Source organism: Aquimarina litoralis (assembly GCF_039523995.1).
In the GTDB taxonomy this organism is placed as follows: domain Bacteria; phylum Bacteroidota; class Bacteroidia; order Flavobacteriales; family Flavobacteriaceae; genus Aquimarina; species Aquimarina litoralis.
This window is the reverse complement of sequence record NZ_BAAAGE010000001.1, coordinates 681,687-708,660: the sequence shown is the minus strand read 5'-3', so window position 1 is coordinate 708,660 and position 26,974 is coordinate 681,687. Positions and strand designations below refer to the sequence as shown.

The 26,974-nt window shown below is 33.5% G+C and carries 27 protein-coding genes; 9 read left to right on the top strand and 18 right to left on the bottom strand.

Annotated elements, in window-relative coordinates; all coding sequences use genetic code 11:
- Positions 1–24: 24 nt before the first annotated feature.
- The 4 genes from ABD077_RS02765 to ABD077_RS02750 form a co-directional block, all read right to left on the bottom strand.
- Positions 25–1,542: an Ig-like domain-containing protein gene (locus tag ABD077_RS02765; protein ID WP_343910262.1), complete on the bottom strand. Its 1,518-nt coding sequence runs from the start codon at positions 1,540–1,542 to the stop codon at positions 25–27.
- A 170-nt stretch (positions 1,543–1,712) separates the two neighbouring features.
- Positions 1,713–2,687, bottom strand: a complete 975-nt coding sequence (locus tag ABD077_RS02760; RefSeq protein ID WP_343910261.1) for an ABC transporter ATP-binding protein — start codon at positions 2,685–2,687, stop codon at positions 1,713–1,715.
- 181 nt (positions 2,688–2,868) lie between these two features.
- Positions 2,869–5,037, bottom strand: a complete 2,169-nt coding sequence (locus ABD077_RS02755) for a prolyl oligopeptidase family serine peptidase (RefSeq protein WP_343910259.1) — start codon at positions 5,035–5,037, stop codon at positions 2,869–2,871.
- A 272-nt stretch (positions 5,038–5,309) separates the two neighbouring features.
- Positions 5,310–5,681: a DoxX family protein gene (locus ABD077_RS02750; protein ID WP_299604710.1), complete on the bottom strand. Its 372-nt coding sequence runs from the start codon at positions 5,679–5,681 to the stop codon at positions 5,310–5,312.
- Positions 5,682–5,824: 143 nt separating this feature from the next.
- On the opposite strand from ABD077_RS02750, the gene ABD077_RS02745 reads away from it, so the two are divergent.
- Positions 5,825–8,371, top strand: a complete 2,547-nt coding sequence (locus ABD077_RS02745; RefSeq protein ID WP_343910257.1) for a M14 metallopeptidase family protein — start codon at positions 5,825–5,827, stop codon at positions 8,369–8,371.
- Between the two features lie 77 nt (positions 8,372–8,448).
- Here the strand turns inward: ABD077_RS02745 and ABD077_RS02740 are convergent, their stop codons facing one another.
- The 4 genes from ABD077_RS02740 to ABD077_RS02725 all read right to left on the bottom strand — a co-directional run bounded on the left by ABD077_RS02740 (position 8,449) and on the right by ABD077_RS02725 (position 11,941).
- On the bottom strand, positions 8,449–9,441 hold the full coding sequence (locus ABD077_RS02740; RefSeq protein ID WP_343910255.1) for an aspartate-semialdehyde dehydrogenase: 993 nt from the start codon (positions 9,439–9,441) through the stop codon (positions 8,449–8,451).
- Positions 9,442–9,671: 230 nt separating this feature from the next.
- A complete protein-coding gene (gene mscL / locus ABD077_RS02735) occupies positions 9,672–10,088 on the bottom strand; it encodes a large conductance mechanosensitive channel protein MscL (RefSeq protein ID WP_299604719.1) in 417 nt (138 codons plus the stop codon).
- A 100-nt stretch (positions 10,089–10,188) separates the two neighbouring features.
- A complete protein-coding gene (gene alr / locus ABD077_RS02730) occupies positions 10,189–11,301 on the bottom strand; it encodes an alanine racemase (protein ID WP_343910253.1) in 1,113 nt (370 codons plus the stop codon).
- Complete coding sequence (locus tag ABD077_RS02725; protein ID WP_299604725.1) at positions 11,294–11,941, bottom strand: thymidine kinase; 648 nt, start codon at positions 11,939–11,941, stop codon at positions 11,294–11,296. The genes alr and ABD077_RS02725 overlap by 8 nt, the downstream gene beginning before the upstream one ends.
- Before the next feature lie 172 nt (positions 11,942–12,113).
- On the opposite strand from ABD077_RS02725, the gene ABD077_RS02720 reads away from it, so the two are divergent.
- From ABD077_RS02720 to ABD077_RS02705, 4 genes are read left to right on the top strand one after another with little or no spacing between them, the layout of a single operon-like run.
- Positions 12,114–12,914 carry a hypothetical protein gene (locus ABD077_RS02720; RefSeq protein ID WP_343910250.1) on the top strand — a complete coding sequence of 267 codons (801 nt, stop codon included), beginning with the start codon at positions 12,114–12,116 and terminating at the stop codon, positions 12,912–12,914.
- Positions 12,915–12,968: 54 nt separating this feature from the next.
- A complete protein-coding gene (locus ABD077_RS02715) occupies positions 12,969–13,316 on the top strand; it encodes a DoxX family protein (RefSeq protein WP_343910248.1) in 348 nt (115 codons plus the stop codon).
- A 7-nt stretch (positions 13,317–13,323) separates the two neighbouring features.
- The gene (gene rsmI / locus ABD077_RS02710) at positions 13,324–13,995 is read left to right on the top strand and encodes a 16S rRNA (cytidine(1402)-2'-O)-methyltransferase (RefSeq protein ID WP_343910246.1); all 672 of its coding nucleotides are present in this window, start codon (positions 13,324–13,326) and stop codon (positions 13,993–13,995) included.
- Between the two features lie 3 nt (positions 13,996–13,998).
- A complete protein-coding gene (locus ABD077_RS02705) occupies positions 13,999–14,343 on the top strand; it encodes a HopJ type III effector protein (RefSeq protein ID WP_343910244.1) in 345 nt (114 codons plus the stop codon).
- A 9-nt stretch (positions 14,344–14,352) separates the two neighbouring features.
- Here the strand turns inward: ABD077_RS02705 and ABD077_RS02700 are convergent, their stop codons facing one another.
- Positions 14,353–14,679: a hypothetical protein gene (locus ABD077_RS02700; RefSeq protein ID WP_343910242.1), complete on the bottom strand. Its 327-nt coding sequence runs from the start codon at positions 14,677–14,679 to the stop codon at positions 14,353–14,355.
- 71 nt (positions 14,680–14,750) lie between these two features.
- On the opposite strand from ABD077_RS02700, the gene ABD077_RS02695 reads away from it, so the two are divergent.
- Together ABD077_RS02695 and ABD077_RS02690 are read left to right on the top strand one after the other, a co-directional pair.
- Positions 14,751–15,473, top strand: coding sequence for a M50 family metallopeptidase (locus ABD077_RS02695; protein WP_343911963.1), 723 nt, complete (start codon positions 14,751–14,753; stop codon positions 15,471–15,473).
- A gap of 97 nt (positions 15,474–15,570) precedes the next feature.
- Complete coding sequence (locus tag ABD077_RS02690) at positions 15,571–17,463, top strand: AAA family ATPase (RefSeq protein WP_343910240.1); 1,893 nt, start codon at positions 15,571–15,573, stop codon at positions 17,461–17,463.
- Positions 17,464–17,541: 78 nt separating this feature from the next.
- Here ABD077_RS02690 and ABD077_RS02685 read toward each other — a convergent pair whose 3' ends face one another.
- Positions 17,542–18,132: a carboxymuconolactone decarboxylase family protein gene (locus tag ABD077_RS02685; RefSeq protein ID WP_219011594.1), complete on the bottom strand. Its 591-nt coding sequence runs from the start codon at positions 18,130–18,132 to the stop codon at positions 17,542–17,544.
- Positions 18,133–18,259: 127 nt separating this feature from the next.
- Between ABD077_RS02685 and recJ the strand changes: the two genes are divergently transcribed.
- Both recJ and ABD077_RS02675 read left to right on the top strand, forming a co-directional pair.
- Complete coding sequence (gene recJ / locus ABD077_RS02680) at positions 18,260–19,945, top strand: single-stranded-DNA-specific exonuclease RecJ (protein WP_343910237.1); 1,686 nt, start codon at positions 18,260–18,262, stop codon at positions 19,943–19,945.
- A gap of 60 nt (positions 19,946–20,005) precedes the next feature.
- Positions 20,006–20,359, top strand: coding sequence for a hypothetical protein (locus ABD077_RS02675; protein ID WP_343910235.1), 354 nt, complete (start codon positions 20,006–20,008; stop codon positions 20,357–20,359).
- Here the strand turns inward: ABD077_RS02675 and ABD077_RS02670 are convergent, their stop codons facing one another.
- From ABD077_RS02670 to accB, 8 genes are all read right to left on the bottom strand, one after another.
- Positions 20,360–21,292 carry an alpha/beta fold hydrolase gene (locus ABD077_RS02670; protein WP_343910233.1) on the bottom strand — a complete coding sequence of 311 codons (933 nt, stop codon included), beginning with the start codon at positions 21,290–21,292 and terminating at the stop codon, positions 20,360–20,362. It abuts the gene before it with no gap.
- Positions 21,293–21,415: 123 nt separating this feature from the next.
- The gene (locus tag ABD077_RS02665; RefSeq protein ID WP_343910231.1) at positions 21,416–21,868 is read right to left on the bottom strand and encodes a 3-oxoacyl-ACP synthase; all 453 of its coding nucleotides are present in this window, start codon (positions 21,866–21,868) and stop codon (positions 21,416–21,418) included.
- A gap of 87 nt (positions 21,869–21,955) precedes the next feature.
- Complete coding sequence (locus ABD077_RS02660) at positions 21,956–22,513, bottom strand: dioxygenase family protein (protein ID WP_343910229.1); 558 nt, start codon at positions 22,511–22,513, stop codon at positions 21,956–21,958.
- A 179-nt stretch (positions 22,514–22,692) separates the two neighbouring features.
- Positions 22,693–23,073, bottom strand: coding sequence for a hypothetical protein (locus tag ABD077_RS02655; protein ID WP_299604756.1), 381 nt, complete (start codon positions 23,071–23,073; stop codon positions 22,693–22,695).
- A 108-nt stretch (positions 23,074–23,181) separates the two neighbouring features.
- On the bottom strand, positions 23,182–23,859 hold the full coding sequence (gene mtgA, locus ABD077_RS02650; RefSeq protein ID WP_343910226.1) for a monofunctional biosynthetic peptidoglycan transglycosylase: 678 nt from the start codon (positions 23,857–23,859) through the stop codon (positions 23,182–23,184).
- A 14-nt stretch (positions 23,860–23,873) separates the two neighbouring features.
- On the bottom strand, positions 23,874–24,986 hold the full coding sequence (locus tag ABD077_RS02645) for an NAD(P)/FAD-dependent oxidoreductase (protein WP_343910224.1): 1,113 nt from the start codon (positions 24,984–24,986) through the stop codon (positions 23,874–23,876).
- Positions 24,987–25,029: 43 nt separating this feature from the next.
- Positions 25,030–26,382, bottom strand: a complete 1,353-nt coding sequence (gene accC / locus ABD077_RS02640; RefSeq protein ID WP_299903102.1) for an acetyl-CoA carboxylase biotin carboxylase subunit — start codon at positions 26,380–26,382, stop codon at positions 25,030–25,032.
- 89 nt (positions 26,383–26,471) lie between these two features.
- A complete protein-coding gene (accB, locus tag ABD077_RS02635) occupies positions 26,472–26,966 on the bottom strand; it encodes an acetyl-CoA carboxylase biotin carboxyl carrier protein (protein WP_343910221.1) in 495 nt (164 codons plus the stop codon).
- Positions 26,967–26,974 lie beyond the last annotated feature (8 nt).

Sequence of the window (26,974 nt, the reverse complement as noted above, 5' to 3'; positions counted from 1 at the left end):
GTAGGGTAGAAGTTCAAGGAAATACTATTGCCTTGCTATCTTTTTAGTAATTACAGTATTATCTAGTCGTACTTTTAGTATATACAATCCTGTTGATAATTTGGATGTATTAAGGTCGTTCATCTCTATCGATTTTGTTCCAGAAGCTATACTTCCCAGATTTTTTGAAGCAATGCGATTTCCTTTAAGATCTATAATTTCTGCGCTAGCAGTACTTACTTTTTTAGATAACGAGATGTTAAGTGTTATATTATCAGATTGTATAGGAAGTGGATAAATATCCACCGAATAACTAGCTTCACTATTTTTCGTGATTTCTCGTATTCTAGAAGCACTTACTCCTTCTATAACAAATCGTTCCCAAGTACCGACGGCATTTCTATTGCAATTCATAGCTTTATTACCATTTTCATGGCTTACATATTTTCCATTATTTCCTTTAATGGCATATACATTTCCTCCCAAGGATTCCAAAGTAAATCGTTCCCAAGATCCCACGGCATTTCTATTACAGTTCATCGGTTTACCACCATTTTCAGAACTAACATATTTTCCATTATTTCCTTTAAAACTTACAGTTCCGTTTGCTGCTGGTTCCATAATGAATTGCTCTAAAGTTCCTACTGAGTTTCTATTACAATTCATAGAGGCACTACCGTTTTCTGAACTGACATATTTGTTGATGGTTTGTCCTAAAATGGAAACAACATCATCATTAGATCCACCACCATTGTCATCACCTACGGTAAAGGTTAGCGTTTCAGTAGTTTTTGCACCTTTAGCATCTGTGGCCTCGGCCTTTAGTGTATATGTTCCTGCCGATAAATTCTTAAGTGCATTATCTTGGTTGTTATTATTCCAAGTATAAGGACTTACGTTTTCTTGTCTGATAAAAGAGTTATTTAAATACAGACGTACATTGCTCACTCCATCACTATCTGTAGCTACGACAATTACTTGTAAGGTAGCTGGAGCTGTAAAAGAAGCATTGCTTGCAGGAGTACTAAAAGAAACACTTGGACCAGTATTGTCTCCGTCTCCACCACCACCAAATCTAGGTCTGGAACGCAACCATTCCATATCAAATTTTGGACCTTTACATTGGCAACCTTGACTCCCTTGATCTACACGACCAGGACATACTTTTTCATCTTTAATTCTCTTACCTTGTATAGTAATCGCATCATCATGCCCCGGTTCATTACCACATTGTATGGTATTATATCTAGGGTCTCCATTGGCAAGATCTCTATAAAAAGGATGTTTCTTAAGCTCATCACAGATATCTTTGATATTTCTGCCTTGTCCATTGATAGTAATTTTGAAATTACCTACGCCGTGATCAAAGGAAGATTTACAGAAACAAAAGCCATTTGCCTGATAACTATCCTTCCATGAATTTGCATTAGGAACTATTCTTACTCCTTGATCATAGGTGTCCTGACCAGTACAACCGGTATCTGGTACATTTTGCTGAGCATTGGTACTATTAGCAACAAATAGGAATGCTAATATTTTTAAAATTAATAGTTTACGTTTCATAGTTATTGGTTTTAAAAGTATAGGTTATTATAAGGTAACAATAATTATTCGGAAGAAATATAAATTCGACCAATTTTAAAGATACTGTAACCTTATGAATCTAAGATGCGAAAAATAGAATCCGTAAAGGATGAATTAGTGGGTGTTGCTTATAGGAGTTTATAGGCTATTTACATTTGAAGTCTGGCATCCACAATTTCTGCTGAAATTTGTATGCCAATCTCCTTAGAATTTTCTATGAATTTAGGATGTTCAATAAAAATGATGCTGTTCTTAAAAACAGCTTCGATTAGATAATGATTTCCGTTAAAATATGACTTCTTTACTCTTGCTGTAAGAATAGCGTTATCGATAATCTGTAATTCATGCGGATAGAAAAGTAAGATGCCGGAGTCTTGTTTTTCTGGAAGTACACTTTGGATAGGTAATTCGTTTACCTCACCAAAAAGTGATGCGATATAGTAGTTTTTAGGATTGTTATAGATATCTAGTGTATTTCCTTTTTCAATGATTTCACCGTTATGAATTACGATGGTTTCTTCTGCAAAGGAAAGGATATCCGTTTTGTCATGGGTAGCGGTGATACTAGTGATTTTATTTCTTTTTAGATAAGCAAAAAGATTTCTTCTTAGGGAACTACGTCTAAAATTATCAATATTTCCAAAAGGTTCATCTAGTAATAATACTTCGGGCCTATTGGCAAGCGCCTTAGCTAGTGCGACTCTTTGTTTTTGACCTCCACTTAGGTTTTCTACTTTTGTATTAGCAAAAGCAGTCATCTCTACAATTTCTAACAGTTCATTTACTCGTCCTCGTTTTAGTTCAGGTTCGAAATTAGATAAATATTGGCCGATATTTTCTTCAACGGTTCTAAAGGCTTGTAATTCGAAACCTTGAGAAAGAAATTTCATGTTTTCTTGTCCTGGCACTAAATTATATGCTGGACCTAAAATTTGCTGATCATCCCAAAAAAGAGTACCCTCATCCACATCCATAAGGCCATAGATAATTTTTAATAAAGTACTTTTTCCACAACCACTAGCACCGATAAGAGCAATATGCTGACCTTTTTGGATGGTAAAACTAATATTTTTTAGCACCGGAACGGTATCATAAGCAAAGGATAGGTTTTCAACTGTTAGCATATTTCATCTGTTTTATATGTGTTGTTTTTTTGGTTGTCAGATGGAATCACCAAAAAATCATTTAAGGTGTGTTTTGCCCTAATTTTTATGGTTTATTTCAAATATAAATAACTTCAATAAAAAAATCCGTTTCTTTTTAGAAAACGGATTCTTTATTTTTATAGAGAATAATTTATAGGTTTTATCCTTTTACTTCTTCATTTACTTGTTCTGGTAAAACTTCATATCCCATATTAAAAAGCGTAAAGCTAAAAATATCAGCATATTGTTCTATGGTCTTTTTTACAGGTGTTCCTGCTCCATGACCTGCATTGGTTTCAATTCTGATCAAGGTAGGATTCGAACCCTTTTGTTTAGCCTGTAGTTCTGCGGCAAACTTAAATGAGTGTGCAGGTACTACTCGATCATCATGATCTCCAGTGGTAACCATTGTTGCTGGATAGGATACACCTTCTTTTACATTGTGTACAGGAGAGTATCCTTTTAGATATTCAAACATTTGTTTGTCGTCTTCTGCGGTTCCATAATCATACGCCCAACCAGCACCAGCAGTAAAAGTATGATAACGTAACATATCTAGAACTCCCACAGCAGGTAAAGCTACTTTCATTAAATCTGGGCGTTGTGTCATCGTTGCTCCCACTAATAATCCACCGTTAGAACCTCCTCGTATCGCTAGATAATCACTAGAAGTATATTTGTTTTCGATAAGATATTCTGCAGCTGCAATAAAGTCATCAAATACATTTTGTTTCTGCATTTTAGTTCCGGCTACATGCCATTTTTTACCATATTCACCACCACCTCTTAGATTTGCTACCGCATAGATACCGCCTTGCTCCATCCATACTGCATTAGCAATACTAAAGGAAGGAGTAAGAGATATATTAAAACCACCATATCCATATAAAATGGTTGGGTTTTTTCCTGTAAGTTCTGTTCCTTTTTTATAGGTAATAATCATAGGAACTTTAGTGCCGTCTTTAGAGTTGTAGAATACTTGTTTACTTTCGTAATTGTCCGGGTTAAAATCTATTTTAGGTTTACGGTATAACTCAGAAGTACCTTCGGCAATATTATATTTATAGATACTTGATGGAGTTTTATAATTCGTAAAGGAATAATATAGTTCTTTTTCTTCTTTTTTAGCTCCGAACCCTCCAACGCTTCCTACACCTGGCAGCTCAACATCGCGAACTAATTTGCCTTCATAATCATATTGTAAAACTTTAGATACTGCATCTACCATATATTCAGCAAAGAAATATCCACCACCCTTACCAGGACTTAATACATTTTCTGTTTCCGGAATAAAGTCTTTCCAGTTTTCTGGAGTAGGATTAGCGGCATCAACTGTTACAATTTTTTTGTTAGGTGCATTTAAATTGGTTACTAAAAAAAGTTTAGATCCAACATTTTCTATGATATAGGTATCACTTTCTGTATTGTCTAAAATAGTAACTAATTTACTATTAGGTTTCGTAAGGTCTTTTATAAAAAGCTTATTTCCAGATGTAGATGTACTTGCAGAAATAATCAAATAACGATTATCTTTAGTAACATTTCCACCGATATAACGGTGTTTTTCTTCTGGTGTTCCACCAAATATGAGTTGATCTTCTTTTTGTGGAGTTCCTAATTTATGATAGTATACTTTATGTTGGTCTGTTTTAGCAGATAACTCACTTCCTTCGGGTTTATCATAGCTAGAGTAATAAAAACCTTCATTTCCTTTCCATGACATTCCTGAGAATTTGATATCAACTAGAGTGTCTTCTACAATTTCTTTGGTTTCTACATCTTTAACGATGACTTTTCTCCAATCACTACCACCTTCAGAAATAGAATAAGCAAGTAATTTCCCGTTTTCAGAAAAACTAATACCTCCTAAGGAAGTAGTTCCATCTTTACTAAAAGTATTAGGATCTAAAAAAACTTCAGGAGTATCACCTTCTTCTTTAAATCTATAGATCACATATTGATTTTGTAAACCATCGTTTTTATAAAAATAACTATAATCACCTTCTTTAAATGGGGCACCTACTTTTTCATAATTCCATAAACTAGAAAGACGTTTTTTTAATTGATCCCTAAATGGAATACTATCTAAATATCCAAAAGTAACTTTGTTTTGCTCGCTAACCCAATCTTCAGTTTCTTTACTTCTATCATCTTCTAACCATCGGTAAGGGTCTTTAACTTCTGTTTCGAAATACGTATCTACAGTATCTACTTTTTTAGTTTCTGGATAATTCAATGCAATCGTGGTTTTGATAGTTTCTTCTTTTGTTTCGTTTTTGCATCCAAGTAAAGATACAATCGAACAAACTAATAAAAGAGTTTTTTTCATGATGAGCTAATTTATAAATTCATACTATATACATAGTATTTAAACAACAGGGTAGGCAAGTCACAAAACTATTAAAACTTATTCCCGAAAAGTGCTAAATAAAATATAAAAAAACTGCTCTAACGACGATCATATAGTGATTACACATTTAAAGCGTTGCTTTGGGGTTTAGCAACTCGGTTGATCATTGTAGTAGAGCAGTCGGAAAATTCCGTCCTCTAAGAAACGAAAAAAATTACTTTTATACTAGTAAAAAGTTTATAAGTAGTTGATTAGAACATACTTTTGTAAGCATTCCAATTCTTATATATTAAAAAAGCATTCGCAAGAAAAACAAATGCTCCAGGGCCTATATTTGCTGGATCCAAAGTAGCATGAAATAATATAATATTTACAGAGATTGGAGCCATTAGTACCAAAGCAAATGGCACTGCTTTTTTGCTTACTAATAAAAGACCAACTAGGATTTCTATGAGTCCAACAGTTTTAAGAATATAACTATTGGCTAATGCTCCAAAAAGAACACCAGCTTCTGGATTTGCAAATTCAAAATCTGGTAAAAAGCCTATAAATTTATTACTTCCAAAGATGATCAATAAAGCTCCTAATAATATTCTTAGGGCTAAAATTATTTTAGTATTCATTGTTGTATTTATTTATGATTAAGTTGAGGTATTAGAAGGAGAAATGTTAAAAACCTTACAAATGTTGTTGTAAACCGGAGCTAAAAAAATATCTTACACTTTCTGAGAAAGAACTAATTAACTTAATTTTTAATATTACTATAATGAAGCTCACACAACTTCTAGTACTTACTTCTTTGATCTATTTTTTAGTGTTATTTCCCACATTTGGGCAAGACTATTTTTTGAAAGATCAAGCACCTTTTTTATCTGAAATTCCTACACCCGAAGAGTTTTTAGGATACCCAATAGGAGATCAGCATACCAGACATGATCAAATTTTAGCCTATTTTACCAAATTGGCGGAATTATCCGATCGGGCATCTATACAAACCTATGGGAAAACTTATGAGAATAGAAAATTGATCATACTCACTATTTCCAAACCAAAAAACTTAAATAACCTAGAGGATATTAAAAAAAAGCATTTAGCTTTTACAAAACCTACAAATAATCCTACTAATTATGATGAGGTGCCAGTTTTTATACAATTGGGATATAATGTTCATGGTAATGAGCCCTCTGGAGGCGAAGCAGCATTACTAACAGCATATACATTAGTGGCATCTAATAGCCCAGAAGTACAAACGTATTTAGAGAATGCAATTGTATTTATTGATCCGACTATAAATCCGGATGGACGCGATCGACATACACAATGGGCGAACCAGTTTAAAGGGTCACCGTTGGTAAGTGATCCTTTTGATGCAGAGCATAATGAAACTTGGCCTCGTGGAAGAACTAATCATTATTGGTTTGATCTTAATAGAGATTGGTTGTTAGGAATTCATCCAGAAAGTCGTGGAAAATTAACTTGGTATCATGAATGGTATCCTAATGTAGTAACTGATTTCCATGAGATGGGTACAAATAGCACCTATTTTTTTGAACCCATGAAGCCAATTGGTTCTTTGGATCCCATAATGCCTAAAGAAAATTATGAAGATTTGAATAATCTATTTGCACCTTATTTTTCTAGTGCTTTGGATCGAATAGGATCTTTTTATTTTACCAAAGAAGCATTTGATGGAACATATCCCGGTTATGGATCTTCATATCCAGATTTACAAGGTGCTTTAGCTTTGCTATTTGAACAGGCAAGTTCCAGAGGTCATTTGCAGAAAACCCAATATGGCACCATTTCCTTTCCTTTCACCATTCGTAATCAGTACGTTTCTAGTATAGCAACTATTAAAGCTGCGGTAGAGAATAAAGCGACCTTGCGTAAATATCAGCAAGACTTTTTTAAATCTTCGGAAGTAGGAGGTTCTCAAAATGGTTTTGCGGGATATGAATTTGGAGACCTTTATGATCAAAATAGAAACAAAGCTTTTATAGATAAATTATTACTTCATAAAATCAAGGTATATAAGAGCGGTGATCGATATGTTGTTCCTGTAAAACAACCTCAAAAGAGAATGGTGCAAACTGTTTTTGAAACTTATAATAAATATAGAGATAGCGTTTTTTATGATGCCTCCGCTTGGAGTTTAGCTAATTTTTACAATATAAAATACAAAGGAGTAAAATCCTTGCGTACTGGAGCTGAAGTAACGAGTACTGATGGAATTGTAAAAACTTCGAATTTTTCAAAATCGAACTATGCTTATATTCTAGATTGGGACGATTATAATGCCTCAGCAGCTTTATATTATATGCAGTCTAAAGGATTACTCGTGGCATCAGCTTTTAAACCTTTTACCATCAAAACTTCTGAAGGAAATAGGAGTTTTAATTATGGAAGTATTCTTATTCCAGTAAGCAAACAGAAAAAGAATAAAGATGAAGTGTTTCGTATTTTAAAAAATGCTCAGGAAAAATTTAATGTGCCCATCTATAGTACGGAAACCGGATTTAGTACTTCAGGAATTGATTTAGGAAGTGGTAATTTTAGAAAATTGGATACACCAAAGGCCTTATTACTAATTGGAGATGGTGTATATTCTTATGAAGCAGGTGAAGTATGGCATCTATTGGATACAAGAGTTCATATGCCTATTACTAAGTTAAAATTAAATATGTTTAATTCAGTGCCATTAAAAGATTATAATACATTAGTAATGGTTTCTGGAAGATATCATCAGTTAGATTCTCTTCAGCAAAAAAGGATAAAAGAGTGGATTTCTTATGGAAATACTTTGGTCACGATTGGGAATGCTTCTAAGTGGGCAATCGATAAGAAAATGGTGAGTGAGGTGCTTACTACAAAGGCAAAAGATAGTGCTAAACAAAAAATCACAAAACGATTGCCATATGTAGACGCAGGTGAAAATATTGGTAGAGAACGTGTAGGAGGAGCTATTTTCGAAGTTGATTTGGATATAACGCATCCGTTAGGTTTTGGTTATAGAAATAAATCAGTTCCTGTTTACAAGAATAATTCGGTTTTTATTGCTCCTAGTAAGAACCCTTATGCTACGGTAGCCAAATACACAGAGAATGCACATATCGATGGGTATATCTCTAGCAATAATTATGAGAATTATTTGAAACCTTCTGCCTCTATTGTGGTAAGTAGTATAGGAAGTGGTAGAGTAATTTTATTTGCAGATAATCCTAATTTCAGGGGATCATGGTATGGAACAGATCGTTTATTCCTGAATGCTTTATTTTTTGGGGAACATGTTTATGTTCCGAATGTAAGAGAATAAGAGACTTATATTAGTAGAAAAAGAAAACCCTTGTTATAGAATCATAACAAGGGTTTTTTATAAAAATAGTTGGTTATTTAACCTATTAATTCATTTTCTACCAGATATTCTCCAATTTGAACGGCATTAGTAGCAGCTCCTTTTCTAAGGTTATCCGCTACAATCCACATGTTTAAAGCATTTTCTCTGGAGTGATCTCTTCTAATTCTTCCAACAAAAACATCATTTTTTCCTTCTGCGTAAATTGGCATTGGGTACGTATTCGTATCTGGGTTGTCTTGTACTGTTACGCCAGAGGTATCATTTAAAATTTTACGAATATCACTTTCTTGAAATTCATTTTCAAACTCAAGGTTTACACTTTCGCTATGCCCGCCAACCACTGGGATACGAATAGCAGTTGCGGTTACAGCAATGGTTCTGTCATCAAGAATTTTTTGAGTCTCATTCACAAGCTTCATCTCTTCTTTAGTATAACCGTTTTCCTGGAACACATCACAATGTGGAATTGCGTTTCGATGAATTGGATAAGGATATGCCATTTCTCCTTTTTCGCCAGCATATTCATTTTCTAATTGCTGCACGGCTTTTACTCCAGTACCAGTGATAGACTGATACGTAGATATAATAGCACGCTTGATTCCATATTTTGAGTGTAATGGACCAAGTGCCATTACTAATTGTATGGTAGAACAATTAGGATTAGCAATAATCTTATCGTCTTTAGTTAGATCTTTTGCATTAATTTCTGGTACCACTAATTTTTTAGTAGGATCCATTCTCCAAGCAGAAGAATTATCGATTACGGTAATTCCTGCTTCAGCAAATTTAGGAGCCCATTCTAAAGAAGTACTTCCTCCAGCAGAAAATAAAGCCACATCAGGTTTCATTTCTACAGCAGTGGCAAGGCCAACAACCGTATATTCTTGATCTTTATAAGATATTTTTTTCCCTACAGATCTTTCTGAGGCAACAGGAATTAATTCCGATACAGGAAAATTACGTTCTTCTAATACTTTTAACATTACGGTACCTACTAAACCTGTGGCACCTACAACAGCTACTTTCATCAGCTTTATTTATTAATGACTTTTAGAGACACAAAAATCGGTCTTTTTTTAATTCCAGCAAAGGTGTAGATTATTTATAATAGAATTATAGTTTTTATTGAAATAATATTGATTTAAACAATTTGTTATATAATATACAATTTGTAAAAAGAACCGCTCCTTTAGAGAGCGGTTTAGTTAGAATATGTAGTATAGCGGTAGCTATAGATAATTCAAATTTAGAGTATGATTTATTTTTTAAGTAAATCTCTGATTTCAGCAAGTAATTCTTCCTGAGTAGGACCTGCCGGTGCCGGTGCTGCTTCTTCCTCTTTTTTCTTGCTTTTTTCGTAAGCTTTAAGAACGATAAAGATAAAAAGACCCACTATAATGAAGTTTATAATCGCTTGGATTAAATTTCCATAGGTCATTACAGCTGCTCCGGCTTCTTTAGCTGCTGCTAGATTAGCGTACTCTCCGCCATCTAACGCGATGAATTTTTGCGTAAAATCAGTTCCTCCTGTTATAATTCCAACAATTGGCATAATGATATCAGCAACGGCAGAACCTACAATTTTATTAAATGCTCCTCCAATTACTACAGCAGTAGCTAATGACACGATATCTCCTTTTAGTAAGAAAGATTTAAAATCCTTAAAAAATCCCATTTTATTTAGTTTAGATAATTAGTATGCTACTAATTTAACAAAAATTAAGAAACAAATTTGGTATTGATTATAGTCTGTAAAGGCTTTTTTTCGACGAAGATCAATTATTGTCGATAACAACACGTTTTACTCTTGGAGAGATAGCTGTAAGTAACTCATAAGAGATGGTTCCAGCATTTTCGGCAATAGATGCTGCTGTATCTGTATGATCAAAGATGATCACTTCATCTCCTTCTTTGCAATCTATACCTGTAATGTCTATCATAATCATATCCATACATACATTACCCACAATAAATGCTTTTTGTCCATTTACGGTAAAAAACCCATTTTTGTTTCCATAATGTCTGCCAATACCATCTGCATGTCCTAAAGGAATGGTAGCAGTTTTAGTATATCCGTCAGAAGTATAGGCTCTGTTATATCCTAGTGTTTCTCCTGGTTCCAACGTATGAATTTGTGAAATAACAGATTTTAAGGAAGCTACAGGTTTTAGATGGCGATCATAAATATCTTCATTTCCGTAGCCGTATAAACCAATTCCTGTACGAACCATTGTAAAATGAGCTTCGGGATAGTTTAATATTCCCGAAGTATTACATTGGTGTACTATGGGTTCATAGCCAAGTCTTTTAACAATTTCCGAAGATGTTTTTTTAAATGAATTAATTTGAGTAATGGTAAACTCTTTTTCGTTATGATCTTCACTGGCAGCAAGGTGGGATAATATTGATTGTATTTTAATAGATTCTGTTGCTTCTAATGCATCCATAATATAATCAACATCATTTTCCCAAAAGCCTAATCTGTTTAACCCAGTGTTAAATTTTAGGTGCACTGGATATCCTTTTTGATTTTCTGATTCAGCTACTTTAATAAATTCTTTTAAAATTCGAGCGCTATATATATTTGGTTCAAGATTGTATTTTATTGCTGAAGCGAAATTTACGGGTTGAGGATGTAATACCAGAATTGGTGTTTTTATTCCAGCTTCGCGCAAAGCAATACCTTCCGAAACATAGGCAACAGCGAAATAATCAACTCCAATTTTTTCGAGATGTCGCGCTATTATCACAGCATCACTTCCATAACCAGCAGCTTTTACAACAGCTAATAATTTAACCTCTGGCTGTAGCTTACTTTTTAGATAGTTGTAATTATGAGTAAGATGAACCAGATTAATTTCAAGAACGGTTTCTTTTACCTTATTCATCTGGTTTTTCTGAGTTTTTATTTAATTCTTTCGGATCTGTTACCTCTATCCCTTTTACTTTTTCTTTTAGAGAAGCTTTATAATATGCTGCACGACTTAAAGGTTCATACTCATCTGTTTCTCCTAGCAGTACAAGATCATCCTTTTTGGATTTTCTGTAACTATACTGGGCTAGATTTCCCGTACGTGTGCAAACGGCGTGTACTTTTGTTACATACTCTGCAGTTGCCATAAGAGCAGGCATTGGTCCGAAAGGATTTCCTTTAAAATCCATATCTAATCCAGCTACAATTACTCGAATACCTTTATTAGCAAGATCATTACAAACGCTTACTATTTCATCATCAAAAAATTGAGCTTCGTCTATACCAACCACATCACAGGTGTCTGCTAGAATTCTGATGTTTGCTGCAGCGGGAACAGGAGTAGATCGAATTTCATTAGCATCATGAGACACCACCATTTCGTCATCATAACGCACATCTATTGCAGGTTTAAAAATTTCTACTTTTTGTTTTGCAAATTGTGCGCGTTTTAGTCTACGGATCAATTCTTCGGTCTTACCCGAAAACATCGAACCGCAGATCACCTCTATCCAACCAAATTGCTCTTTATGATTTACTGTATTTTCGAGAAACATTTTGTATTTTTCACCATCGTTTAAAAGAAACCCTACTCCTTAACAAAACCTAATTAATTCGGAAATGAATCTAATTTTTATATTCATTTTTGATTTTAATGAAGGTATTGTTCTTAAGATGAGGTAAATTTATTAAAAAACAACTAGTATAGCCCAAACGAATAAGAAAGTTATGAAGAAGAAGTTGGAAGCAGAACTCATAAGTATTGCTCACAGGATATTACAGCTTAAAGATAGATCAACTTTGCCACAATTGCAAGAAGAGGCTAGACAGTTATATGAAAAACTGAGTATTTTAAATTTTGCAGAATCTCATTTTGCTGGGATACAACCTACCATAGGTCAGATAACGAGTGCTTTAGAGGAAGAAAAAGTGTTAGAAACTAAAGAAGAAATTGTAGAAGAAGTTAAACCCAAACCTATTATAAGTTTGGACGAGAATAAGGAAGTGGAAGAACCTTCTGAGACGATGTTTAATCTGGGTAATAAAACATTCGAAACTCCTAAAGAAGATGTAGAAGAGCAAAAACCAGAGATTATTATCGAGAAAATTAATGAAAAAGTAACTGAAGATCTTTTTGTTCCGGCGCCTAAGTTTACAGAAGAGAATGTCTCTTTATCAGAACCAGTTTATGAAAAAAATGATAAAGAAGATATAGGATCAGTGCCGCAAAGTATGCCAATTTTGGATAACTTGAATACTAAAGATGACAAACCTAAATCATTAAATGACCAACTTAAAAGAGGAATTCATATCGGATTAAATGATCGCTTGGCTTTTATAAAACATTTGTTTGATGGCAGTTCTACAGATTATAATCGTGTTCTTTCCCAATTAAATACATTAAATAGTAAAAGTGGGGCAACTCAGTTTATAAAGAACATGGTGAAACCTGATTATAACAATTGGGAAGGAAAAAGCGAATACGAAGAACGATTTATGGAAATTGTTACGAATAAATATGAATTTTAAGTAAGGCATATCGTTTTTTTGTAACTAAGCTTCTTCATCGTTAAAAGAGTTTATATGAAAATCATTTATTGGATAGCTACTGTGGCCATGTGTGGAATTATGTTATTTTCTGCACAGATGTATTTTAGGGAAGCAGAGATGGTGAGAGGTTTTTTCGAAAATTTGGATTATCCAACATATTTAGTAATTCCATTAGCAATTGCCAAAATAGGTGGGATTGTCGTTATTCTTACCAATAAAATTAAGTGGTTAAAAGAATGGGCGTACGCTGGATTCTTTTTCGATATGACTTTAGCGTTTACTGCTCATTATATGAAAGATGATGGTCAAGGCCTGTTTGCTACTTTAGGATTAATTTTTCTGGTAATATCATATGCTACTGGTAAAAAAGTAAGATCATAACATTCATATGTCTAAATTATTTATAGTTCCCACACCAATTGGTAATCTCGAGGATATGACTTTTAGAGCTATCAAAGTGCTCAAAGAAGTTGATCTTATTCTTGCCGAAGATACACGTACCAGTGGTAAACTACTTAAGCATTATGAGATAGTAACACCTATGCATAGTCACCATATGCATAATGAACATAAAACGGTAGACAGTATTGTAAGAAGATTGCAAAGTGGGGATTCCATTGCTTTAATCAGTGATGCAGGAACACCTGCGATTAGTGATCCTGGATTTTTGCTCACAAGAGCTTGTGTAGAAAATGAAATTCCAGTAGAATGCTTGCCTGGAGCAACAGCATTTGTACCAGCTTTGGTAAATAGTGGATTACCTAATGATAAGTTTGTGTTCGAAGGATTTCTTCCAGTTAAGAAAGGAAGACAAACTCGATTACAGCTTTTGGCAGAAGAGCGTAGAACTATGATATTTTATGAATCACCACATAAACTCATAAAAACTTTAGGAAACTTTGTAACCTATTTTGGCGAGGACCGCATGGTTTCGGTATCCAGAGAACTAAGTAAACTTCATGAAGAAACAGTAAGAGGAACGGCAAAGGAAGTATTGTCACATTTCGAGATAAAACCGCCTAAAGGAGAAATTGTTATTGTAATTGCTGGAAAAAAATAAAATATGACCACTACAGAATTTATAGATAAACTACGTGAAACCCCGGAATCGATTGTATTCGAAGAAACGATGCATGTTATCGATACCAATTATAACTTCACACCTGTTTCATTTATTAATGGTGAAATAGTTAATGAAGCCGGACAAAATTCTGGATCCTGTAAATTGTTTTCATTCGCAAGATTGCAAAAACTTACTCAACAAGAAACCTTGTACTGTTTTGGAGAACATTATAAAGATGTACTACAAAATCCAGATGGTGATAACCATCAAAATATTCGTAATTTTATGAAAACTGGATGGGAGCAACTATCATTTAATGATCAGGCATTAACCGAAAAAATATAGTAGCACACTCTATTTTCCTTTTTTTAAACGCTTCTTGATTTCTTCCACAGTCTTCAGGTCAGCAAAGGAAAATTTTGAATCAGATTTAAAATCTAAAGAAAGATAAGGTTTAAAAATTGGCATTACCTTAGGTGTATCGTCTATCAAAGAATGTTTTATCTGCTCATCCAATGCATAATCAGGATTATGTATAGGCATTTTTGAATATTTGTCAGCTTTTTTAGCTGTAACTTCAGGAAAATTTTGAGTCTCTGTAACTTTTTCTTGTCCATAGATACCAATAGATAGCATACAAGCTAAAATGAAAATTGAATATTTGTGTAAAGAAGAACTCATAAGTGGTGTTTTAAGAAATATAAAAGTACATATTTTGGTTTGTAATCTAAAGACTTTAAAATAATTTAAAAATTACAACTATCTCTAAACGTTTTGATTATACCATAATTGTCGTTGCTGTAGTAGTTATCATACTATGGAAATTGCCATATTTTGGATGGTTTCAGTATCCGTTTATATTATTGGGAACATGGTTTCATGAGATGGGTCATGGTCTAACAGCAGTAATTTTGGGAGGCAGTTTTCAACATTTAGAAATCTATGAAAACGGAGGAGGTGTTGCTTATTATCATTTGGGAGGAAGTTATTTGTCTTCATCTCTAGGAAATGCCTTAGTAGCAGCAGGAGGATTATTAGGCCCAGCAGTTGTTGGAGCACTATTAATTGCCTCTGCAAAATCGCATAAAAGTTCCATGATTGCTCTGAGGATTCTGATAGGATTGATCATACTTTCTTTATTGTTGTGGATCAGATCTGTTTGGGGTATTGCAGTGATGAGCGGTTTTGCAGTGTTTTTCTTCATTATCACACTATTCAAAAACAGAAAATTGGAGGTAATAACAATATTATTTTTAGGGTTGCAATCTGTATTAGGAACATACTTGCAATTGGATTATCTGTTTACCAAACAGTTCGAGAGAAATGGTGCTATTCAGATATCCGACACTCAAGCCATAGCAGAAAACACCATTGGGACATATTGGATATGGGCAGTATTCATAATTCTAATAAGTATATATCTTCTTTGGAAAAGTTTCCAGTATTATTTTAAGAAAATAGAATGGTATTCATAATGTCTAAATAATCAATGATATAATTTTTTGGGGAAAATTTAGATCATAACCTCGGTTTTAATATCTTCAAGCTTTATTGTTGAAATATTAAGATTGTATGAATATTAGTGTTGAGTATCATGATTTGTCAGATGATGAGATCCCCGAAGAATTATATCGTCCCAGATATAGAATTAATGATAAGTTATTTATTGATAAAGATGATATAACGAATTCTATAAAAATATTGCCAAATGTTAGTAAGGTTAATTTCTTTATAGGTGCTAATAATTCTGGCAAAAGCAGATTCCTTAGAGGATTGTTTAAACTAAGACCCATAAATATAAACTTAACTAAGAATGATAATTTATGTTTAATTGATGAAATAAGTAATATAAATTATCTTATTGGAGATTTAGAAAAAAAAATACAATTTGATGTAGAAGAGTTTGAAATTATTAAAAATTTGAAATCTTTAAAATTGTCCGAACCTTTTAATTGTATTTTGAATTATAAAAATAAAACTTCAATCATTGAGGATATAAAATCTTGGAAAGACAATTTGTCGGAAGTTAATATAAAAAAATATACCAATCTTGTCTCTGCAGTAGAATCCGTATTGTATTTAGACCCTAAAATTAGATATAGCGTTGAAAATAAACCATTCAAAAAAACATACATTCCAATTCTTAGATGCCCAAATTCCTATCCAGGAATAACCAATAAAAATTTTTTAGAGGCACTAGAAAATAGTTATGGAATTAGCGGTAATGTTTTTAATGGATTGGAACTTTATTCTGAAATTAAAGATTTGCAAGAATCCCGTTTAAACAAAAAAAATAACAAGAAAAAATTTGAAAGTTTTTTATCCAAATGCTTTTTCAACAATCAATCAGTTGAGATCACCGCTTATAGAGATAATAGAACTTTACTGTATTCTGTTGGGGAAGAGGAACACGAATTATTTAATATAGGTGATGGAATACAATCTTTAATTTTAATTCTTTTTCCAATTTTTATGGCGGAAGAGAATGAGTGGTTGTTTATTGAAGAACCGGAAACACATCTTCACCCTGGTTATCAGCGGATATTTTTGGATACGATATTAAATAATGAGTATATACAAAGGAAAAACCTTAGGCTATTCTTCTCTACACATTCTAATCATTTTTTAGATCAATCTTTAGCTAATGATGATATTTCCATTTTTCAGTTTAAAAAAGAAAACAAAGGAATAATAGATGTGAAAACTAATATAAAACCGTCTAAGGAAGCGTTGGATTTGTTGGGCGTTACAAGTTCATCTGTTTTAATCGCAAATTCTTCCATATGGGTAGAAGGACCAACAGATCGCAAGTATATTTCTAAATGGTTAAAAACTTATAAAGAATCTAGCTTAAAGGAGGATATTGATTATGCTTTCTTTGAATATGGAGGGAATTTAATTGCTCATTATTTATTTGATGAAAACTTTGAGAGTCCTGAAGAAGTAAGAGAGCAAATTAATTCGTTTGCGTTATCTAATCACATTTATCTTTTAGCGGATAATGATAATCCGCAAGTAGATTCGGCAAAAGCAAAAAGAAGATTCGAACTAGAAAAACTATCTGAACAAATTGAAAATTTCCTCTATCAAAATACAGAAGTTAAGGAGATTGAAAATCTACTACCAGTCAAAATATTAAAGGATTTTCTACCTAATTTGATTAAAAACAAAGATAAACATTTAAAGAGTCTAGAAAGTATTTCGTTTAAAATGAATGACTACCAAGGAATTGGTTTAGGAAGTTTTTTATACGATCTTTTAAAAAATAATGGAATTTCCGAAGCAGACATAAAACCATTTGACGTAAAGTCCGATTCAGGAACGATAAAGCCTGAGTACAAACGAAAACTTTGTGATTTTGTTATTAATAATGATGAATATAAGTATGAGGTTTTTATTGAAGAAAATGATATTTTGAAAAAATTAATTGAAAATCTCTATAATTTTATAAAACCCAAGACTTAAAAAAAGACCTGTCAGGTTTCTAAAACCTGACAGGTCTATATATTCTAACAATCTAAATATCCGATCATCTAACAAATCCTACAAGTGCTTTCCTTTTTCCCAACCGTGTTTACCCAGATATTTTTCTCCAGATTCGATAGCTCCTTCTTCTACGGTAGTACCCATAGAGTCATTCCAGCGATTTAGATAACCGAATAGAGAAATCACCCCAAGCATTTCTACGATTTCTCCTTCGTCCCAATATTTGTATAATTCTTCTTTAATACTTTCATCTACATTATTTGGAACTAATGAAGCAGCTAAGGAAAAATCAAGGGCTGCACGCTCAGCATCACTAAAAGCAGGATGAGTTTTATACTCCCAGATATTATCTAATTGTTCTTGTTCTGCACCATATCGTTCTGCAGCTCTTATGGCATGTGCCTGACAATATCTGCAACCAGTAGCATTGCTGCTTACCCATGCGATCATACGTTTTAGAGCTGAAGTTACTCTACCCTCATTTGCCATGACAGCTTTATTAAGGTTTATAAAAGCTTTAGAGATGGCTGGTCTTCTTTGCATCGTTAATACAGAATTAGGACAAAACCCTAAAGTTTCATTGAAGAATTCTGCAAGTTCTTTTGTTTCTAAATCATGATCAGCAGATAAAGGTGTTACTAATGGCATGGGTATATATATTTTTTGAATTAATTGAAATTTAGCAAAGCAAAATACAAAACTCAAGTCAAACAAGAAGGAGTAAAGATGTTTTTTGTACTTTGGATTTTTAAATTATTTAGGAAGGATATTGCCAATGAGATGGACCCTAAGACCAAAATCTTCGAGCACAGTTACCACTAACTTAGCCAAAGCTCTAAATGTCGATGAAATTATTGCTTCTTTATTAGTTCAACGAGGTATTGAAACTTTTGAGGATGCTAAGTGTTTTTTCAGACCTTCTTTAGAGGATTTACATGATCCTTTTTTAATGAAGGATATGGATAAAGCAGTTGCTAGAATTGAAAAAGCAGTTGTGCATCAGGAAAATATTTTGGTGTATGGAGATTATGATGTAGATGGAACTACATCTGTGTCATTAATGTCTTCTTATTTGGAAACTATTACACCACAGGTAACAACCTATATTCCTGATCGATATGCCGAAGGTTATGGAGTGTCTTTTCAAGGGATTGATTATGCTTCTGATAATGACATCTCACTGATTATAGCATTGGATTGTGGTATCAAAGCAATTGAAAAAGTTGCGTATGCTAAATCCAAAGGTATTGACTTTATTATTTGCGATCATCATAGACCTGGTGATACTATTCCTGAAGCTGTAGCGGTTTTAGATCCTAAAAGAGTGGACTGCGCTTATCCTTATAAAGAATTATGTGGTTGCGGTGTAGGATTTAAGTTGATTCAGGCAATCGCTAGTAAGAAAGGACAAACAGCCTATGATCTGCAGTCTTATTTAGATCTTGTAGCAACTGCAATAGGAGCGGATATCGTTCCGATTACTGGAGAGAATAGAGTGTTAGCGTATTACGGATTAAGAACAATTAATCAAAATCCAAGAGTAGGTTTTAAAGCGATGTTAGCACAGGTAAAAAAGGAAACTTTTACCATAACAGATGTAGTATTTATTCTTGCGCCTAGAATTAATGCTGCCGGCAGAATGAAACACGGATTGCATGCCGTAAACTTATTAAAAGAAGATAATATTGAACTCGCTCTGGCATATGCGGCTGAGATAGAAAGTTATAATAGTGAACGAAAAGATACTGATAAGAGTATTACCAAAGCCGCTTTAGAACAGATTGTTGATAATGATGAAGAACATAGGTTTACTACTGTGGTTTATAATGAAAGTTGGCATAAAGGAGTTATAGGAATTGTAGCTTCTAGATTGACAGAAACCTATTATCGACCCACATTAGTTTTTACCAAAAGTGGTGAAAAGTTAGCAGCATCTGCTAGGTCTGTAAAAGGATTCGATGTGTATAATGCATTGGATAACTGTTCGGAACATATAGAACAATTTGGAGGACATAAATATGCAGCAGGCTTAACATTAAAAGAAGAACAATATGAGCTTTTTAAACAAAAATTTGAAGAAGTAGTAGCCAATTCAATTGATAAAAAGCTTTTGACTCCAGAAATTACTATAGATACTGAGCTAGAATTCCATGAAATAACACCGAAGTTCTTTAGAATTCTAAAACAGTTTGCTCCTTTTGGCCCTGGAAATATGACACCTGTTTTTATGACAGAAGGTGTTAAGGATACCGGATATGCAAGGTGTGTTGGTGCAGATGAAAAGCATTTGAAATGTAAAGTGCAAAAAAATGGATTGGCTATAGATGCAATAGGTTTTAATTTGGGTCCAAAAAAGGAATTAATCACAAGTAGTCATCATGCGAAGATTGCCTATACAGTTGATGAAAATGAATGGAATGGTACCGTGTCATTACAATTAAAACTAAAAGATATAATTTAACTTGTTTTTATTTAGATTAATTATAAATAATTAATATTTTTGAATCAAATATGATTCGAAATGGGTGCTATAGATAAAATTTACAGTAATAAAGTTGGGATATCTTTTTTTTGGAAAAAACAACAACCTAAAGGATTGCCAAAAATACAATTGGTATTTAGAGATATTGGGTTTTTGCTTACGCTCAATGAATTAAAAGATTTTTCAGATGCATGTAGTATTACAGAACAATCGCAATGTTGTAGTCAATGTACTAGTCACCATAATTGTAGATCTCTTCTTCTAAGAACACCTTCTGACAAGATTGATTTGGCAGTAAACAAAGAGGAACTGAAGCAAATACAGGAATTGATAAATGGAACTATTTTTAGAATAGAATTACAACAATGGGTAACTACTACTGGGCTGAATTAATTATTTAAGAAAATCCAGGATTTTATAGGCTACCTCTTCTGCTTTAGTTTCTTGAATAAAGTGTTTTTCATCAATAAAATGAATGTCAGCTTCATCAACTTTAAGCGCATTCGTTACTTTGGTTTGTTGTGGAGTCCATTGCAGCATTGTATCATGAATCCCCCAAATAACTGCCACAGGAATATCGATACTTTCAAAAACCAAGGAGTAATCTGGGAAATAGTTACAGGTTCTAGTAAAGAAATAATACATCCCATTGGTTTTTCCTTCTAATAGTGGGGTTTTATATCCTTCTACATCGAGTTCATTTAGGGTGTTCTCTTTTAGGCCTTCCTTAAAAAGTGATTTAAGTAACGTATTCGTAGTAACACCGTTGCGATAAGACCACATTGCTGCTTTGGCAGCTGGACCTGGACTAAATCGTATCGGAGGATAAAAACCTTCTTCGTATAATAAGGTATTGAGAACAATAAGTTCTTCGATTCTATTAGGTGCTTGGTTAAATAGTTCCCATGTCCATACACCTCCAACATCGTGCATCACATGAGACCAATACTCTATTCCCAAACCATCCATAAGATCTAACAATCTTTTTGCGTGTTCTTTTTCGCTATAGATCTTATACCCTTCTGGAGAATCACTAGAACCATATCCTAGCATATCCGGAACAATTACCCTATACCCACCAGCTACAAGAGGGTCAATCATTTTACGATATAGCCAGCCCGAAGTTGGTACTCCATGAAGTAGCACAATTACAGGGCCATTTCCTCTATCAATATACTTTATGATACCATTTTTAGTTGGAAAAGATCGCTGTTCAGCTCTGAACTCCGAATATGTCATTTGACCTTTCCTAATTTTGGTGTTTTGATAAGGTTTACACCCAAAAGCAATGATAACAATAAGAAGTAATAGAGAAAGTTTTTTCATCCAGACTGATAATTTGTGAAGTAGCAATTTACTTAAAATGATTTTTTTAAACCATTACATTTAACAAATTTCTTGTAGGTTTTAAGGATTTTATAAGAATTGAGAATTGTTTTAATGGATCAGTTAATTGATATGTTCTATCACTACATTTTTTCCATTAAAAAGAAAATGAGCTCCTATTGTTTTTCCTAGCAGTAATTTACCTATTGGAGTATTGATACCAATGGCAAAATATGCTACTTTATCAATAATAATTTCGCCAACGGAAATACTTAAGAAATAATTTCCAGTGCTGGTTCTTACTAGACTTCCCAAATGAGCAACACTAGAGCTGGAAGAGATATCAACTTTGGATAAAATTTCGTTTAATTTTTTGGCTTCTGATAATTGCACTCCGGTTTTCTCTCTTTCTAGCTGAAGCATAGCTCTTCCGGTTTCGTGCTTATCACCAGCAGTACTTTTTGTTTCGGAGGTTAATGATTCCTGAATACTATTCATCCTATCATGAATACGATTAAGTCGTTCTTCTACAAACTGATGACAATGATCGTATAATATCTCTTTAATACTTTTCAAAAAAATAGAATTTAGGAAACTCAATATAGAATAACCTCTGGTATTGAACAAATATTATTACTTCATCAAACCAGAAAAATGATTTTTTTAAATCTTTGGCAAAAAGATGTCTACTGTTCCTTCCATAATTCCTATTTGATTATATGAAAAATCTATGATTCTACAATCCTCAGCGATCATGGCTGTTTCATCAATTAAAATTCTAGGATCATCTTTAAAGTAAATTTGAGTTTGTAAGGTGCGATAACCTTTTGCCGAGATTTTATAATGAAAGTGTCTCGCTCTATATCCATGCACTCCAGGACGAATCGTTTTTACCGAATAGACACCATTTTTATTAGTTCTTAGACAACCTGATAATGTTCTTGGAGAAGCGAAGTGAAAATTATTTTCATTTTGAAAAGCATTTGTATCAGTACTATGCCAAATTTCAATTTTCGCGTTCGGCACTGCTTCTTTGTTTTTAGAATATATTCTTCCTGAAATTACCAAAGGAATTCCAGGAAGACTAGTGGGATTAAGATCGATTACCTTAGAATATTCTGAATAATTCGATAATTGATTTTTATAATTATTATTTAAATAAAAAGGAATGATCAAGTTATTTTTTTCAAATACAGGAGTATGTCTGTGGGTGTTTTCCATAGTACTAGGGCTTTAACGGGTTTTATTTTCTAATATATCTTCGTTACAGGACAAAGTAATCCTATGCTTTTCCACTTTTTCCTGTATTACTTATCAACTAGTAAGTCTTTATTAAGTTTTAGCTTTTTCATTCCTTGATCTAACGATGTGATTTAGGTAGTATTCACATAATGTTATAATTACAAGGTTTTGGAAATCTCAAGTTCAAAATCCACATCAACATTTGCAGTCGAAGATTTGCTATCATCAAAAGAAATCCCTTCTCCTTCGGCAGATGCTGTAATCTCAACACTTCCATTGATAGTTCCTGTGGTTTTTAGAAATAAATTATAACCACTAGTTACATTGAGTGACTTTTCCCAAGTACCTACAGTTAAGGTTTCAGATTTTAAATCTCCCGAAGCATCTCTATATTGGATTACTGGTGAGTTATTAAGAGCTCCGCTTACAACAGCTTTTAATGTTACTGTAACAGGTATAGCCTCAGGAGTAGCATCGTCATCATTGCTACAAGAAGTCAGTACTGCTAAAGAAATTAAGATTAGTGCAAGTTTTTTCATTTTTTAATTTGTTTTAATTGTTAATTTATGTGGTTTTAAAGTTTTACTACTCTAAAACAGAAGACTTGCGATTTACCCTACCTGATTTGAATTATTTTTTAAAATTTTTTATTCGGAGATCGAAAAGGGACCAAAATTGCGCATCTGTAGGAGAATCCATTTTTTTCTATGTTGGATGTATGACGAAGGAGGATACGCAAGATATTTTCTAGGGTTTGGAAGAATTGCTGCAATGGCAGCTGCTTCATCGATACTTAGATTTTGAGAAGTTTTGTTAAACCAAAATTCAGCAGCAGCTTCAGCTCCATAAATGTGATCGCCCATTTCAATACAATTCAGATAGATTTCCAGAATGCGTTCTTTGCTCCAAAAGACTTCTATTAAAAATGTGAAATAACTTTCTAATCCTTTACGAATCCAGCTACGTTGTGGCCATAGAAATACATTTTTTGCTGTTTGTTGCGAGATGGTGCTTGCTCCTCTGAGTTTTTTACCGTTTTTATGATCATCAATTGCTTTTTGTATGGCTTCCGTATCAAATCCACTGTGTTCTAAAAAATGTTGATCCTCACTACAGATAACAGCAAGTAGAAGGTTCTTAGAAATCTTGGAAATAGGAACCCATTGGTGTCTAGCTGTAACTTCTTCAGTAGATTGTAGCTTTCTAATAACCATTAAAGGAGTTGTAGGAACGTTTATCCACTTATACACAAGTACCCATAATACGCTAATAAGCATAAAAGCTAAGATGCTTTTGTATATAAAACGAAATACTTTTTTGAACATTATGATATAGGTTCTTATAAAAGATCAGCTAATTCTTTACCAACCAAACTACCGATAGCTACTCCCATGCCGCCTAATCGTACACCACAAAAGATGTTATTGGATATAGGTTTTACAATAGACTTTTTTTGGTTCCCAACTCCCATAATTCCACTCCAACGATGATCGATTTCAAAATTAATATTGGGCAAAATAGTTTCTTGTAAAATTTGTTCTAATGTTTGTTGTACCAATTCCGTTTGTCCGAATACAACAGTTTCTTCGGTTTTAAAATCTAAATTTCTACCTCCTCCAAACAATATTCTATCATTAATATTTCTAAAATAATAATATCCTTTATCTAGATGAAAGGTTCCTTTGATATGTAAATTTTTGATTGGTTTGGTAATGAGGACTTGTGCACGAGCTGGTTGTACTTCTTCAATTCCTAATTGAGATGCAAAACCATTGGTAGCAATCAATACTTTGTTAGTAGTAAACGAAAATTGTTCTGTTTTTATTTCAACGCGCTCATTGAGATCTTCTATAGCATCTACTGTACAATTATTTAATATTAGAATTCCAGTTTTTTGAGCTTTATGCAATAATGCTTGCATCATATTTCCTGTATCAATTTGCCCTTCAAATTGATTTACGATGTAAGCAGGCTGTATTTTTTCGAAATTAAAAATGTTTGTTTCGGTTGCGAAAACATTGCCTTTAAAAATGGGTTTCAAGAGATGGTTGATATCGTCAATTTTTGAAAGACAGGTTTCAAATAGGTTGTGGTCCTCATTTGTGAAAAGTTCATATCCTCCATTGGGTTGATAATCGATTACAGTATCTCCTAGATTTTCTCGTAATAATTGGAGTCCGTTATATCTTTTTTGAATTAACTGTAAAACTTCTTCTTCAGAATGGGAGTGCAAGTCGTCAAGGATTTCAGACAGGCTTCCAAAACAAGCAAATCCAGCATTTTTAGTACTTGCACCATTAGGTAGTATTCCTTTTTCGAGTATAAGAATTTTAGCTTTTGGAAATTTTTTGCGAAGCTCAATCGCACAATTAAGCCCTACAATTCCACTACCGATAATGGTAAAATCTACATTAGACAACCAAGTCTTATATTCCCAATAGCTAAAGCTCATATTTTTATATAAAAAAAGCCTCATTTCTGAGGCCCTAAGTTAGTTAGTTATCTGTTGGTTCTTTCATTTCAAAATCCTCCATAAACTTGGTGGTATAATTTCCAGCTACATAATCTGGATGATCCATTAATTGTCTATGGAATGGAACCGTAGTTTTTATTCCTTCTACTACAAATTCATCAAGAGCTCTTTTCATTTTATTAATCGCTTCTTCACGAGTTTGGGCAGTAGTAATTAACTTGGCAATCATAGAGTCATAATTCGGTGGAATAATATAACCACTATACACATGAGTATCTATTCGTACTCCGTGACCACCAGGAAGATGTAAGTTTGTAATCTTTCCAGGTGATGGGCGGAAGTCTTTATAAGGGTCTTCTGCATTAATTCTACATTCTATAGAGTGTAATTGCGGGTAATAATTCTTACCAGAAATTGGCACTCCTGCAGCTACTAATATTTGTTCTCTAATAAGATCGTAATCTACTACTTGCTCTGTAATAGGATGCTCTACCTGGATACGAGTATTCATTTCCATAAAGTAGAAATTACGATGCTTGTCTACTAAGAACTCAACAGTTCCTGCACCTTCATATTTGATATATTCTGCTGCTTTGATTGCTGCCAGACCCATTTCATCTCTCAATTCATCTGTCATGAATGGAGAAGGTGTTTCTTCGGTTAGTTTTTGGTGCCTTCTTTGTACAGAGCAGTCTCTTTCTGATAGGTGACAAGCTCTACCATTACTATCACCAACTACTTGAATTTCGATATGTCTTGGCTCTTCGATAAGCTTTTCCATATACATATCATCATTACCAAAGGCAGCTTTACTTTCTTGTCTAGCAGATTCCCAAGCAGGTAATAAATCTTCTTCTTTCCATACAGCACGCATTCCTTTACCACCACCACCAGCACTAGCTTTTAGCATAACTGGATATCCAGTTTCTTTGGCAACTTTTAGGCAAGTATCAAAATCAGGAATTACACCTTCACTTCCGGGAACACATGGCACACCAGCTTCAATCATCGTTGATTTTGCAGTGGCTTTATCTCCCATTTTCTCAATCATTTCCGCACTAGCGCCGATAAATTTAATATCATGCTCTTCGCAGATTTTTGAGAATTTAGCATTTTCTGATAAAAATCCATATCCTGGATGGATCGCATCTGCATTTGTTATTTCTGCAGCAGCGATGATATTGGACATTTTAAGATATGATTCTGTACTTGGAGCAGGTCCTATACACACAGCTTCATCAGCAAAGCGAACATGTAAACTATCTGCATCTGCAGTAGAATAGACCGCTACAGTCTTAATACCCATTTCTTTACAGGTTCTGATTACACGCATTGCAATCTCACCTCTATTGGCAATTAGAATTTTTTTAAACATAACGTTCTAAATTTAAAAACCTCAAATTCCTAATCCCAGCTTCGATAAATGAATCTAGAGATTTGTTTTATTGGAATTTTAAAATTGGGTTATGATGGGTCTACTAAGAATAAAGGTTGATCAAATTCTACAGGAGAATTATCATCCACTAATACTTTTACAACTTTACCAGAAATTTCACTCTCAATCTCATTGAAAAGTTTCATTGCTTCGATAATACAAAGGACATCTCCTTCTTTCACACTGTCACCAACTTCAACAAAGGTAGGCTTGTCTGGTGATGGTTTTCTATAAAAAGTTCCAATGATAGGAGACTTTATTGTAACGTATTTAGAATCGTCATCTTCTTTGCTACTGGTAGCAGGAGTTTCTGCAACTGCAGGAGCGGTAGCTTGTACTTGTGTCACTGGTTGGGGAGCAGGCACTGCACTACCCATTGGTATTTGCTGTACAATTGTTGTTTCTTTACTGTCGTCTGAAGTTGTTCTGATCGTAATCTTCACATCTTCCATTTCTAATTTTACTTCGCTAGCCCCAGATTTGGCCACGAATTTAATTAAATTCTGAATTTCTTTTAAATCCATAATGTTGG